This is a genomic window from Microbacterium sp. B35-04 (genome assembly GCF_010634885.1).
GTDB lineage: Bacteria > Actinomycetota > Actinomycetes > Actinomycetales > Microbacteriaceae > Microbacterium.
Map to the genome: position 1 here is coordinate 20,762 of NZ_MWLP01000092.1, position 12,616 is coordinate 33,377.

13 protein-coding genes are annotated in these 12,616 nt (G+C 69.9%); 7 read left to right on the forward strand and 6 right to left on the reverse strand.

Annotation, left to right across the window (positions count from 1 at the left end; all coding sequences use genetic code 11):
- Positions 1-37 precede the first annotated feature (37 nt).
- A complete protein-coding gene (locus B1729_RS17265; RefSeq protein ID WP_163618510.1) occupies positions 38-781 on the reverse strand; it encodes a GAF and ANTAR domain-containing protein in 744 nt (247 codons plus the stop codon).
- On the reverse strand, positions 778-1,482 hold the full coding sequence (locus B1729_RS17270) for a GAF and ANTAR domain-containing protein (RefSeq protein WP_163634016.1): 705 nt from the start codon (positions 1,480-1,482) through the stop codon (positions 778-780). Before B1729_RS17270 ends, B1729_RS17265 begins: the two co-directional genes overlap by 4 nt.
- 166 nt (positions 1,483-1,648) lie before the next feature.
- Between B1729_RS17270 and B1729_RS17275 the strand changes: the two genes are divergently transcribed.
- The 4 genes from B1729_RS17275 (at position 1,649) to B1729_RS17285 (ending at position 3,963) form a co-directional block, all read left to right on the forward strand.
- On the forward strand, positions 1,649-1,981 hold the full coding sequence (locus tag B1729_RS17275; protein ID WP_163618553.1) for an ATP-dependent DNA ligase: 333 nt from the start codon (positions 1,649-1,651) through the stop codon (positions 1,979-1,981).
- 180 nt (positions 1,982-2,161) lie between these two features.
- The gene (locus tag B1729_RS17280; RefSeq protein WP_163634018.1) at positions 2,162-3,127 is read left to right on the forward strand and encodes a TIGR03885 family FMN-dependent LLM class oxidoreductase; all 966 of its coding nucleotides are present in this window, start codon (positions 2,162-2,164) and stop codon (positions 3,125-3,127) included.
- 32 nt (positions 3,128-3,159) lie between these two features.
- Positions 3,160-3,285, forward strand: a complete 126-nt coding sequence (locus tag B1729_RS20905; protein WP_275575855.1) for a hypothetical protein — start codon at positions 3,160-3,162, stop codon at positions 3,283-3,285.
- Positions 3,286-3,288: 3 nt separating this feature from the next.
- A complete protein-coding gene (locus B1729_RS17285; RefSeq protein WP_163634020.1) occupies positions 3,289-3,963 on the forward strand; it encodes a DUF6766 family protein in 675 nt (224 codons plus the stop codon).
- 44 nt (positions 3,964-4,007) lie between these two features.
- On the opposite strand, the gene B1729_RS17290 is transcribed toward B1729_RS17285, so the two are convergent.
- The gene (locus B1729_RS17290; protein WP_239525990.1) at positions 4,008-4,520 is read right to left on the reverse strand and encodes a DUF1990 family protein; all 513 of its coding nucleotides are present in this window, start codon (positions 4,518-4,520) and stop codon (positions 4,008-4,010) included.
- 176 nt (positions 4,521-4,696) lie between these two features.
- Between B1729_RS17290 and B1729_RS17295 the strand changes: the two genes are divergently transcribed.
- Entirely contained in the window at positions 4,697-7,792 is a 3,096-nt protein-coding gene (locus B1729_RS17295) for an alpha-mannosidase (RefSeq protein WP_163634021.1), read from the forward strand.
- An 8-nt stretch (positions 7,793-7,800) separates the two neighbouring features.
- Here B1729_RS17295 and B1729_RS17300 read toward each other — a convergent pair whose 3' ends face one another.
- Genes B1729_RS17300 through B1729_RS17310 form a run of 3 tightly spaced genes read right to left on the reverse strand, consistent with a single transcriptional unit; the run spans position 7,801 to position 9,984 of the window.
- A complete protein-coding gene (locus B1729_RS17300; RefSeq protein WP_204318960.1) occupies positions 7,801-9,021 on the reverse strand; it encodes a DUF6596 domain-containing protein in 1,221 nt (406 codons plus the stop codon).
- Positions 9,018-9,347 carry a YciI family protein gene (locus B1729_RS17305; protein ID WP_163634025.1) on the reverse strand — a complete coding sequence of 110 codons (330 nt, stop codon included), beginning with the start codon at positions 9,345-9,347 and terminating at the stop codon, positions 9,018-9,020. Before B1729_RS17305 ends, B1729_RS17300 begins: the two co-directional genes overlap by 4 nt.
- 37 nt (positions 9,348-9,384) lie before the next feature.
- Positions 9,385-9,984: a dihydrofolate reductase family protein gene (locus B1729_RS17310; RefSeq protein WP_163618505.1), complete on the reverse strand. Its 600-nt coding sequence runs from the start codon at positions 9,982-9,984 to the stop codon at positions 9,385-9,387.
- A 383-nt stretch (positions 9,985-10,367) separates the two neighbouring features.
- On the opposite strand from B1729_RS17310, the gene B1729_RS17315 reads away from it, so the two are divergent.
- Entirely contained in the window at positions 10,368-11,027 is a 660-nt protein-coding gene (locus B1729_RS17315; protein ID WP_163618504.1) for a helix-turn-helix domain-containing protein, read from the forward strand.
- Positions 11,028-11,050: 23 nt separating this feature from the next.
- A partial coding sequence (locus B1729_RS17320; protein WP_163634027.1) for a urocanate hydratase occupies positions 11,051-12,616 on the forward strand: 1,566 nt, incomplete at its 3' end.

Below are 12,616 nucleotides of genomic sequence, written 5' to 3' on the forward strand. Positions count from 1 at the left end.
GCGCGCGCGGCCAGTATACGCTCCGGGTCTCGACGTGTCAGCCGGGGCGATTGTCGTCGACCGGCTCGCCGATGCGCAGCTCGCGGTTGACCAGCCGGGCCGCGACGGCGCTCAACGGAAGCTGGTGGCGACGCGCGTACGCGCGGATGGTCTGGAAGGCATCGTCGATGGGAACGCCGTTCGTGAAGGCGACGACGCCCTTCGCCTGTTCGATGGTGATCCGCGACTGCAGCGCCTGCTGCAGCTGCCGCGCGAGCACCTCCGACTCCCGCAGGGTGCGCTCGTGCAGGATGCCGATCGTCGCGACATCCGCGAAGGCCCGCGCCGCGGTCACGTCGAACTCCTCAGGCGGCCCCTCCTTCTCGCGGAAGAGGTTGAGTGCGCCGATCGTCGTGTCGCGGAGGCGCAGCGGCACGGCGTCGGTCGCGCCGAACCCGTGCGCGGTCGCGCTGTCTCGGAAGGCGCCCCACTCCTCGGGGACAGACGCGATGGAGGCCACCGACACGAAGGTCCCCCGGCGGTAGCACTCGATGCAGGGACCGGCCTGCGCGCCCAACTGCATCAGCTCGACCAGGCGGCTGGCCTCACTGGTCGAGGCGACGACCTGCAGCTCGCCGTCGTCGTCGGCGAGGAGGATGCCGGCGGCAGAGATCCCGAGCACGTCATGACACGCGTCGACCAGCGACTGCAGGAGGTCGACCACGTCGTAGTCGTCCACCATGGTGTCCGCCAGCATGGCGAAGGTCTGGAGGAGGTGACTGTCGCGCGAGGTCTTCGTCATGACTCGACCTCGATCCTGTCGTCCTGCCGAGTGAATCGGAGTCTTCCCGCCACGACGTCCTCCGCGACATCCGCCATGGTCCTCCCCGTCGCGAAGGCCTGACCCTGGATGACGAGCCGGGCGTCCTCGGGCGACAGTTCGAGCTGGGCGAGCACGATCCCCGTGGCCTGATACACAACGCGCCGCGAGAGCGGCTGCTGCAGGCTCTCTTCGCGGATGTGCTCTTCGAGCCCCAGCCGCAGCACGTGCCGGCTGATCACGAACGCCATCGCCGAGGCCTGGTGCTCGTGGTCGGGGTTGAGAGCGGTGGGCTCTCGCGAGTACAGGTCGATCGCGCCGACGCGCAGCGCGCCGACGACCAGCGGGAACGCGAACAGCGAGCTGACCTCCTCGCCTTCGAGAGCGCCGACGAAGGCCGGCCACCGCCGGCGGCCCGCGACGCGGAGGGATGCCTCCGCCACCGGACGCGCGCTGCGCAGGGCGTCCCAGCACGGGCCCTCACCGAGGTCGAACTGCAGCTCGTCGAGGCGCGCCGCCCGGTCGTCGGAGGCCGACAGCGTCTCGCTTCCGAAGACGTCACCGAGAGTCGATACGGCAGCCCCGGTGATCGGCAGGAACTCGACGAAAGCGCTGCTGAACTCCTCCGGTCGACCGCCGGACTGCTCGAGGTGCGCCAGCGCGACGGCGAAGCTGCTGCTCATCATTCTCCCTTCCCCACGCTACCGGCGCGAGGCCCGCCTGCCCAGCGCCCAGCGTGAGGGGGCGCGATGAAGCATCGATCGGGTGCATTCTGGCTTCAAGCGCATGCAGGCCGGGAGGAGACTCGCACTCCGGCTCGTGGCTCTGATGCCGGCATCCGGAGGTCTCATGGGCAAGTTCATCTACGAGGGCGCGGTCAAGGTCGACTTCGACGACCGCGTCTTGGCGCACCTCATGGTGGTCATCAGCGCGAAGCTGCGTCGCGGCGAGTCCTTCTCGTTCAGCTGGAAGGACGACCCCAGCATCGGCAACGGGCGCACCACGGTGTGGGTCCACTCGCATGCCTCGCTGGTCTACAAGTTCTACGGCAGCCGGCAGCCGCCGATCAACCGGGCCTGGGTGGAGGCACTCATCTACACTGCCAACTCGGTCACGGGACTGCACATCGTGCCCGAACCGCCGGAGCACACCGAGGAGACGCACCCTCACCACGAGCTCTGATGCGGTCGAGGACTCCACAGTGCGCGGCCGCCCTGTGACCGGGCTGACTGCGAGAGGAGTGATGATGGCGTGGGCGACACGCGCCCCGAAGACACGGAAACGGCGACCAGGCGTTAGCACGCGTGCCGACGGGGTGCAATGGCGTGGGCGAGTCCTCCCGCGCCCGGCACGCTGGAGGGCATGGTGTTCCTCGGATATCACGCATCCCATGAGCAGCTGCCGCCCTCGCGACTGCTCGCCGCCGTGCAAGAGGCGGAGCGGGCCGGGTTCGACGGGGCGATGTGCTCCGATCACCTCGCGCCGTGGGGCTTGGCGCAGGGCGAGTCCGGCTACGCCTGGAGCTGGCTGGGCGCGGCCCTCGCCACGACGTCGTTCCCGATGGGCATGGTGTCTGCCCCCGGGCAGCGGTACCACCCGGTCATCGCCGCCCAGGCACTGGCGACCCTCGCCGAGATGTTCGACGGGCGCTTCTGGTGCGCGCTCGGGTCGGGCGAGGCCCTCAACGAGCACGTGACGGGGGACGACTGGCCCGAGAAGCCCGAGCGGCAGGACCGCCTGGTGCAGGCGGCCGACGTCATGCGCCGGCTCATCGCGGGTGAGCGGGTGACGCACGACGGCGCGTTCCAGGTGCACGACGCCCGCGTATGGTCCCGCCCCCAGAACCCGGCGCCGCTGCGCGCGGCCGCCGCCTCGGCAGAGACGGCCGCGTGGGCCGCGTCGTGGGCCGACGGCGTCGTCACGGTCGGTCACGACCCCGAAACCGTGGGGCGGATCCTGACTGCATACCGGGATGCCGGGGGCACGGGCCCGTGCGCCGTGCAGGTGCACGTGAGCCTCGCCGACACCCACTCCGAAGCGCTGCGGACGGCGGCCGACCAATGGCGCCAGGCGACGGTCGACCCCGCTCTGATGTGGGAGCTCATGCAGCCGGAGGACTTCGACCGGCTCGCCGACCCCGACGACACCGAAGCGCTCGAGCGCGGCATCCTCATCTCCGCAGAGGAGCGGGATGTCGCCGAACGCCTCGGCGCGCTGGTCGGCGCCGGCGCCGACGAGCTCTTCCTCCACCCCGTCGGAAAGGACCAGGGCCCCTTCCTGGAGCGTGCACGAGATGGGCTCCTGGACGCGATCAGGGAGCACGCGTAGAGCGAGCAGGTGGAATCAGGAAGGAGAGCGCGATGGATGAATTCACTCCGGAGGAGGCTGGCCCTCGCCGCGGCGAAGCCGTGGTGTTCTGGTCGTGGATCACTGTCCTCGCCGTCGGCCTCGCCTACATGTTCACGATTCCCCTGATCGGACGGTGAGCCATGCGACAGCTTCGCGACAACGCGCTCAGCCTCCTGTTCGGTGTTCTCTTCGTGCTCGCGCTCGTGGGGCAATCCGTTGCCGGCTGGTTCGAGAGCAACGAGCGGCTGGCGCAGCACGGGATGCCGGCCGAGGCATTCGGCTCCTTCGTGACGTCGTCCGAGTTCGTCGTCGATGTCGCCGAGAACTGGCAGTCGGAGTTCCTTCAGTTCTTCCTGTTCATCGCCGCCACGATCTGGTTCGTGCAGCGCGGCTCACCCGAGTCGAAGAAGCCCGGCGACGAGGGTCCCGGCAGCGACAAGGAGCAGATGGTCGGCGAGCACGCACGACCGGATTCGCCGTCCTGGGCCCGGGCCCGCGGCATCCGGCAGACGCTCTTCTCGAACTCGCTGCTGCTGGTGATGGGAACGGTGTTCGTGCTGTCGTGGCTCGCGCAGTCCCTGGCGGGCAACGTCGTCATGAACTCCGAGAGCGCCGAACACGGGCAGCCTCCCATTGCGTGGGTGGAATACCTCGGCACGCCTGACTTCTGGAACCGGACCCTGCAGAACTGGCAGTCCGAGTTCCTGGCGGTCGGCGCCATGATCGCGCTGTCGATCTTCCTGCGTCAGCGCGGCTCGGGTGAGTCGAAGCCGGTTGGCCTTCCGCACTACGCCACCGCGACGGAGAGCGAGTAGCCGAGGGCCTGTGGCGGTGAGCCCGGAGGCGCAGCCCGCGACGATCAGCGTGGAGCGCGCACGCGCAGCGCCCGGAAGTAGCGCCGTCGCGCCACGTGCTGCGCGATCAGCAGCGCGGGGTAGGCGGTCCGCCACCCCCATTGCGAACCGGGGCGGGTGAGGGAACGGATCGTCAGGATCACCGCCTCGCCGTCGCGGTGGACGATGAACGCCTCCTCACCGCTCACGGGGTGGCCCGGCAGCGTCCGGTAGGCGAATCCGACGCGCTCGCCGGTCTCCACCACCTCGACGACCTCGACGGGCTCTCGGACCGACAGGCCGAACGGGTGCGCCATGATCACGGGCCGGTCCCCCGCGGCGGCCCGCTCGCCCGGCGTCACCGTGAAGCCGCTGCGGGTCTTGACCCCCCACTGCATCACCTCGCGGATCGCCCAGCGCCAGACATCGTCACCTCGGCCCAGCTCCGCCGACTTCTCCCAGCGACGGAACCCGGCGCTCTGTGCACGCCACTGCCGATCTGCGGGCCGGGTCAGCGACATCCCTGAGTCTGGGAGCATTCACCGATGATCTCACCGTGCCGCATCAGACCGTGAGCCCATCGGCTGAGTCCGGCGAACCGTATCCTTCGGAAGCGGGGCGGCCGGCGCTGAACCGGTCCAGAGTGGTGGAGGTACTCTCGTCGGCGGGCGACTCCGCCGTGCGGAAGCGGCCGCCCCTGCGGTGAGGAGCAAACGTGCACGACGACCGGTCGCATGTGGAGGCACGTCTGCGAAGGTTCATCCGCGAGCGGCTCGAGCCCGCGGTATACCCGGAGTTCCGCCCGCTGCGTGTGGAGCATTGGTCGGTCCCCGACGAGCCCGTGCCGTTCTCGGAGGCCGTGGACCGCGACTACGACCCGACCCCGGCGGGTTGGACGTGGGGACGCGCCTGGAGCTCCACCTGGTTCCGGCTCTCGGGCCGGCTGCCGGAGGGGTGGAGCAGGCGGCACACCGAGATCGTCTGCGACCTCGGCTTCACGGCCGATCACCCGGGCTTCCAGGTCGAGGGCCTGGCGTATCGCCCGGACGGCAGCATCCTCAAAGCGGTCTCGCCCCGCAGCCACCACCTGCAACTCGACAGCGACACCATCACCGACGCCGACGCGAACGCGGCGGATGAGGTCACGGTCTACATCGAGGCCGCCGCCAACCCCGACATCGCGGGCGAATGGACGTTCGCGACCACACCCCTCGGCGACAAGCTGACCTCGGGCGAGGGCGCGCTGTACAGCCTCGGCGCCATCGGCTTCGTCAGGCGAGACGAGACGGCGTGGGAGCTGCTGCAGGACATCCAGGTGCTCAGCGGCCTGTTGGGCGAGCTGCCGCAGGACTCCCCGCGGCACCACACCATCGTGCGAGGGCTCGAGCGGATGCTCGACACGCTCGATCCCGACGACATCGCCGGCACCGCGACGCGCGCACGCGAGGTCATCGCACCGCTGCTCGCCTCCCCCGCCCACGCCTCCAGCCATCGCCTCGTGGCGGTCGGCCACGCGCACATCGACTCGGCGTGGCTATGGCCGGCGCGCGAGACGATCCGCAAGGTCGCGCGGACCTTCGCCAACGCGCTGGACCTCATGCAGCGGCATCCGGAGTTCGTCTTCGCCGCCTCGTCCGCGCAGCAGTACGCGTGGCTCGAGCAGCACTACCCCGACCTGTTCGAGCGGGTGCGCGAGCAGGTGCGTGCCGGCAGGTTCGTGCCCGTCGGGGGCATGTGGGTCGAGTCCGACACCAACATGCCCGGCGGTGAGTCGATGATCCGTCAGTTCCTCCACGGCAAGCGGTTCTTCCGGGAGCGGTTCGGGATCGAGACCGAAGAGGTCTGGCTTCCCGACTCGTTCGGATACTCCGCAGCACTGCCGCAGATCCTGCGCGGCACGGGCAGTCGCTGGTTCCTGACGCAGAAGCTCTCGTGGAGTCAGGTCAATCGGCTCCCCCACCACACGTTCTGGTGGGAGGGGATCGACGGCACGCGGGTGTTCACGCACCTTCCCCCGGCCGACAGCTACAGCTCCGAACTGACCCCGGCCGAGCTGCTGTACGCCGAGCGGAACTTCAAAGACGCCGGCGCCGCGACGACGTCGCTGGTGCCGTTCGGATTCGGCGACGGGGGCGGCGGACCCACCCGCGAAATGCTGGCCGCGGCCGCGAGGTCGCGCAACCTGGAGGGACTCCCCCGCGTCGAGATCGGCACGCCGAGCCGCTTCTTCACGGATGCCGAGGCCGGCTATCCCGACGCACCGGTGTGGGCGGGCGAGATGTACCTCGAGCTGCACCGGGGCACCTACACCTCGCAACTGCGCACCAAGCAGGGCAACCGGCGCAGCGAGCAGCTCCTCCACGAAGCGGAGCTGTGGTCGGCGACTGCGGCGATCCGCACGGGACAGCCGTACCCCTACGACGAACTGCGGCGCGCGTGGGAGACCGTGCTGCTGCTGCAGTTCCACGACATCCTCCCCGGCAGCTCGATCACGTGGGTCCACCGCGAGGCCGAACGCGACCACGCGCGGGTCCGCGACGAGCTCACGACCATCGTCGGCCGAAGCCTGGCGGCGCTGGTCGGCACGGGATCGACAGCGCTTCTCGCCAACCCGATGCCCGTGGCCGGCGGCGGGATCGAGGCGTTCGCCATCGGAGCGCCCGGCGAGGCCGCAGCCGCAGCGACGTGGGAGCGCCGGCCGGACGGCGGCCTGGTTGTCGACAACTGCATGCTCAGAGCGGTGATCGATGAGCGCGGCCTGGTCGTATCACTCGTCGACGAGGTGTCGGGCCGCGAGGCGGTGGCCCCCGGCGGCGCCGCGAACCGGCTGGTGCTGCACCGCGACACACCGAACGAGTGGGATGCCTGGGACATCGACGACCACTATCGACGCAACGCCACTCCGCTCGATGTCGGCATCCCTGACGCGCTGGAAGTGATCACCGGTGACGACGGTGCGGTGACGGTCGTCGTCACCCGCTCCTTCGGATCGTCGCGTGTCACACAGCGGCTCAGCCTCGCACCCGGCGCTCCCGCGCTGGACATCGAGCTCGTCATCGACTGGCACGAGAGCCAGAAGCTGCTGAAGCTGTTCGCCGACATCGACGTGCACGCCGACGTCACGGCCGCTGAGACGCAGTTCGGCCACGTCCACCGCGTCACGCACGAGAACACGTCGTGGGAGGCGGCCCGGTTCGAGTTCTGCGCGCACCGATGGGTGCACGTCGGCGAACCCGGCTACGGCGTGGCGGTGGCCAACGACTCCACCTACGGCCACGACGCCCGCCGGACGGCGCGCGCCGGGGGCGGACGCTCGACCACGCTCGGCATGTCGCTCATCCGTGCACCCCGCTATCCCGACCCGGTGGCCGACCAGGGCACGCACACCGTTCGTGTCTCTGTGCGGCCGAATGCCGGCATCCGTGATGCCGTTGCCGAGGGATACCGACTCAACCGGCCCCCGCGGCGCGTGACCGGCGACCACCCGGCCGCCGCGCTGTTCGCCATCCGCAGCGAGACCGTCGTCGCCGAGACGGTCAAGCTGGCCGACGACCAGTCCGGCGATGTCATCCTCCGGCTCTACGAGTCCGCGGGCGGGCGCGGATCCGTCTCGGTGACGGCGCAGTTCCACGCCACGAGCTGCGAACGGACCGATCTGCTCGAGCGCCCGACGGGCGAACAGTGGGATGCGGCATCCGTGACGCTCGAGCTCCGGCCGTTCGAGATCGTCACCCTGCGCTACCGGCGCCCGGCCACGCACGAGGAGCCGCTCCAGCCGCGCGGTGAGCCCCTCACTCCGCTCGACCGATAATCCGCGTGTCATTCCGCTGGGAGGCTCTCGCTCTGCCGGGTGAGGAAGGCGAGCTCGGCCGTGTTCTGCGTCAGGGCGATCGCCGCGGTGTAGGCCTCACGGGCGTCGGCCGCCCGACCCAGTCGGCGCAGCAGCTGTGCGCGCGCCGCGTGATACGCGTGGTAGCCCTGCAGTGCGGGCGCGAGCCAGTCCATGAGCGCCAGCCCGGGGGCCGGGCCATCGCGCTCGCCGACTGCGACCGCCCGGTTGAGGCGCACGATGGGCGAGCCGTCGAGCCGCACGAGGTGGTCGTAGAGCGCGACCACCTGCGCCCAGTCCGTCGCGTCGCCGTCGGTGTGCACCGCGTTGATCGCCGCGAGCAGCTGGTAGCGGCCAGGCGGCACGCCCGAAGCCAACCGCTCACGGACCAGGGTGTGCCCCTCGGCGATCAGCTCGGCATCCCACTGTCCGCGGTCCTGTTCAGCCAACGGAACCAGTTCGCCCGCCGACGACACCCGTGCCGAGCGGCGCGCATCGGTGAGCAGCATGAGCGCGAGCATGCCGGTCACCTCGCCATCGTCGGGCAGCAGGTGGTGCAGCAGCCGTGCCAGACGGATCGCCTCGCCGGTGAGCTCCTCGCGCACCGGCTCGCTGTCCGAGCCGGACGCCAGATACCCCTCGTTGTAGATCAGGAACAGCACCGCCAGCACGCCCGCGACCCGGCCGGGAAGATCCTCGGCCCCCGGCACCCGATAAGGGACTCGGGCCGCGGTGATCTTGGCTTTCGCTCGCGTGATGCGGGCGCCCATCGTCGTGTCCTGCACCAGGAACGCCCGCGCGATCTCGGGAACGCTCAGCCCGCCCACCATACGCAGCGTGAGCGCCACCCGCGCGTCCATCGCCAGTGCCGGATGGCAGCAGATGAAGATCAGCCGCAGCCGATCGTCGTCGATCGCACCGAGCGGCTCGGGCTCCGCGTCGTACACGAGCTGCGCCTCCCTGTGCCTCTCATCGCGGCTGCTCTCGCGCCGGAGCCGGTCGATCGCCTTGCGGGTTGCCGTGGTGGTGAGCCATCCTCCGGGGTTGGGCGGTGCCCCCTCCGCCGGCCAGCGCTCTGCGGCGGTGGCGAACGCCTCCGCCGCCGCCTCCTCGGCGGTGTCGAGGTTGCCGAATCGTTTGGCGAGCGTCGCCACCACCCGCGCCCATTCGTCTCGATGGGCGCGGGTGAGGGCATCCTGCGCGTCGGTCACCCGCCGAGGAGGGGACGCACCTCGAGCCGACGGTTGCAGGCCCTCGAGCCCTCGCTCATCAACTTCAGCGCGACGTCCAGGTCGGGGGCGTCGATGATCCAGAAGCCGGCGGCCCATTCCTTCGCCTCGACGAATGGACCGTCGGTGAACAGCGGCTCGTCGCCGCGCCCGTCGATGATGGTGGAGACGGCCGGGTCGGCCAGCCCGGCGGCGAACACCCAGTGGCCGCCCGCACGGAGCTTGTCGTTGAAGGCGTCGATCGCGACGGCCTCTTCGGCCGTTCCCGAGTTGCTGCGGCTGTCGATGACGTTGACGAGATACTGCATGGTCGTATCCTTCCTCGCCTGCGAGACGCGGGGTACCCTACTCGGCGCTGCGACGCTTCGGCCCGACACCCGCGGGGATCTCGCCGTGCAGCCGCGGGGCATAGACGAGCTTCTGCATGCGGCCGTCCAGCACGGTCGACTCGATGAGGTCGAGGTCGAGTTCCGCCCCGCCGTGGAGGAGGGCAGCTCCGCCTGCTCGACCGGTGACGGCGGGGAAGATGACGACTTCGAGTCGGTCGACCAGTCCGGCGGCGAGAAGCGCACGGTTCAGGGAGATGCTGCCGTGCGAGCGCATCGGCACATCCGTGGTGCGCTTGAGGCGCTCGATGGCCGTGACGGCGTCCTCGTGGAGCACGGTCGAGTTCTGCCACCCGAGCGGCTCCTCGAGCGTGCGCGAGAAAACGATCTTCGGCAGCTCGGTCAGCCGGTCGTAGTAGGGCTCGTCGTACTCCTTCACGAATGTCCGGAACTCCCGGAACGTCGTCGCCCCGAAGACGAGCACCTGGTCCTGCGCGTACGTACGGACGAGGTCGTCGATGAGCTCGGGGCCTTCCTTGCCCCAGTACCCGGGCCAGCCCTCGGCCATGCCGTAGCCGTCGAGCGTGCAGAAGAAGCCGATGGTGAAGGTGGTGCTCATGATCCTGGGGCCTTTCGTGTCGCGGAGCGGTGCGTGCGGCGAGGTCGCGATCACCGCGAGCGTCCGGTGCTCGCTGATCCTCGCCCTCACTACCTCTACGGACGGGACGAGCCGGATTCGACAGGTCCGTCGAAATCTGCGCAGATCGTGTCGATGACCAGCGGCCGCGACGTCACGCGCCGTCGAGCTGGTCGGACACACGGTCATCCGGACGGGGGCTGCGGAGGGATCTGGCACTTCTTCCCAATCCGCTCTCACGCGCAATTGTCGATCCGCACTATGTTTCACTGAGTGGCACGTGTATTTTACTCTTTAGCAAGAATGGCAACCGACGCAGACACACCCCGCGGCACACCGGCAGGGTTGCCGCTCCAGGAGGCCGCATGAGCGAACAGTCCACACGCACCGTCGAACGGGCGCTCTCCCTGCTCGCGAACGTGTGCGAGCAGGGCAGCACGACGCTCGCGGACGCGTCCCGCGCCGTCGACCTGGCCCCCAGCACGGCGCTGCGGCTCCTACGCACGCTCGAATCGAGCGGCTTCGTCCGGCGCGACGATGAAGGAAGCTATCGAGCCGGTTCACGGCTGATGCAGCTGGGCGCTCAGGCGCTCGGTCACGAGTCCCTGATCAACGTCTGCCACGAAGAGATGATCGGGCTGGAAGAGGCGACCGGCGAGTCGGTCTATCTCAGCGTCGAAGGCCACGCGTCCACCGCGCTCTACATCAGCATCATCGAGGGGTCCCACTCGGTCCGGCACGCGAACTGGGTGGGTCGCACCATCCCGCTCCAAGGGTCGGCCGCGGGATTGGTCCTGGGTGGCGAGACGCCCGCCGAGGGCTACGTCATCGTCGAGCGCGGCATCGAACGGGACGTGACGGCGATCGCCTCTCCCATCGCAGCGGCCGGGCGCGTCGTCGCCGTGCTCAGCATCCTGGTGCCGAGCTATCGCATGACGCCGATGTCAGCCGAGCAATACGGCGTGCTCCTGGCCGCCGCCGCCCGCCGCCTCTCGGCGGGACTCACCACTGGCACCGCCCTTTAGGGCCGTCTACACGAAGGAATCCCATGTCACGCCAGATCCGCGCCGCTCGCGGCAACACCCTGGTCGCCAAGAGCTGGCAGACCGAAGCGGCCATGCGCATGCTGATGAACAACCTCGACCCCGAGGTCGCCGAGCACCCGGAGGACCTCGTGGTCTACGGGGGCACCGGCAGGGCCGCGCGCAGCTGGGAGGCGTACGACGCGATCGTGCGGACGCTCGAGACGCTGGAATCGGACGAGACCCTGCTGGTGCAGTCGGGCAAGCCGGTCGGGGTGTTCCGGACGCACGAGTGGGCGCCGCGCGTGCTGATCGCGAACTCGAATCTGGTGGGCGACTGGGCGAACTGGCCGGAGTTCCGCCGGCTGGAGGCTCTGGGGCTCACGATGTACGGCCAGATGACGGCCGGGTCGTGGATCTACATCGGCACGCAGGGCATCCTGCAGGGCACGTACGAGACGTTCGCCGCGGTCGCGCGCTCGCTCGGCCGCGACGACCTCGCCGGAACGCTCACCCTCACCGGTGGCGCGGGGGGCATGGGCGGCGCCCAGCCCCTCGCGGTCACCATGAACGGCGGAGCCGTCCTCGTGGTCGACGTCGACGAGTCGCGCCTCGCGCGGCGCGTCGATCACGGATACCTCGACGAGTACACCACCGATCTCGACCGCGCGCTCGAGCGCGTGCTCGCCGCGAAGGCGGCGGGAGAGGCGCTGTCGGTCGGCCTCGCGGGCAACGCCGCGACCGTCTTCGCCGAGCTCCTCGACCGCCAGGTCGCGATCGACATCGTCACCGACCAGACGAGCGCCCACGACCCTCTCGCGTACCTTCCCGAAGGCATCCCGTTCGAGGAGTGGAAGGCGGCCGCCGAGGCGGACCCCGAAGGGTTCACCGAGCAGTCCCGGCGCAGCATGGCCAAGCAGGTGCAGGCGATGGTCGGATTCCTGGATGCCGGCGCCGCCGTCTTCGACTACGGCAACTCCATCCGCGCCGAGGCCGCCCTCGCCGGGTACGACCGCGCGTTCGCCTTCCCGGGCTTCGTGCCCGCCTACATCCGCCCGCAGTTCGAAGAGGGCCGCGGTCCGTTCCGCTGGGCAGCCCTCTCCGGCGACCCGGCTGACATCGCCGCGACCGACCGCGCGGTGCTCGAGCTCTTCCCCGAAGACAAGGCGCTCGCGCGCTGGATCACGCAGGCGTCCGAGAAGGTGCACTTCGAGGGCCTTCCCGCGCGGATCTGCTGGCTCGGGTACAAGGAGCGTCATCTCGCCGGACTGCGGTTCAACGAGATGGTCGCGTCGGGCGAGCTGTCAGCGCCCATCGTGATCGGCCGCGACCACCTCGACTCCGGTTCGGTGGCATCGCCGTATCGCGAGACCGAGTCGATGAAGGACGGCTCCGACGCCATCGCCGACTGGCCGCTGCTGAACGCCCTGCTCAACACCGCGTCCGGCGCGACGTGGGTGTCGCTGCACCACGGCGGAGGCGTGGGCATCGGCCGCTCCATCCACGCCGGCCAGGTCACGGTCGCCGACGGCACTCCGCTGGCGGCGCAGAAGCTGGAGCGCGTGCTCACGAACGATCCGGGCACCGGCGTC

Coding starts and splice junctions, on each gene's coding strand:
- B1729_RS17270 (WP_163634016.1), bottom strand. CDS start 1,482: ATGAGCAGCAGCTTCGCCGTCGCGCTGGCGCACCTCGAGCAGTCCGGC.
- B1729_RS17275 (WP_163618553.1), top strand. CDS start 1,649: ATGGGCAAGTTCATCTACGAGGGCGCGGTCAAGGTCGACTTCGACGAC.
- B1729_RS17265 (WP_163618510.1), bottom strand. CDS start 781: ATGACGAAGACCTCGCGCGACAGTCACCTCCTCCAGACCTTCGCCATG.
- B1729_RS17290 (WP_239525990.1), bottom strand. CDS start 4,520: ATGCTCCCAGACTCAGGGATGTCGCTGACCCGGCCCGCAGATCGGCAG.
- B1729_RS20905 (WP_275575855.1), top strand. CDS start 3,160: ATGGATGAATTCACTCCGGAGGAGGCTGGCCCTCGCCGCGGCGAAGCC.
- B1729_RS17310 (WP_163618505.1), bottom strand. CDS start 9,984: ATGAGCACCACCTTCACCATCGGCTTCTTCTGCACGCTCGACGGCTAC.
- B1729_RS17305 (WP_163634025.1), bottom strand. CDS start 9,347: ATGCAGTATCTCGTCAACGTCATCGACAGCCGCAGCAACTCGGGAACG.
- B1729_RS17280 (WP_163634018.1), top strand. CDS start 2,162: ATGGTGTTCCTCGGATATCACGCATCCCATGAGCAGCTGCCGCCCTCG.
- B1729_RS17315 (WP_163618504.1), top strand. CDS start 10,368: ATGAGCGAACAGTCCACACGCACCGTCGAACGGGCGCTCTCCCTGCTC.
- B1729_RS17285 (WP_163634020.1), top strand. CDS start 3,289: ATGCGACAGCTTCGCGACAACGCGCTCAGCCTCCTGTTCGGTGTTCTC.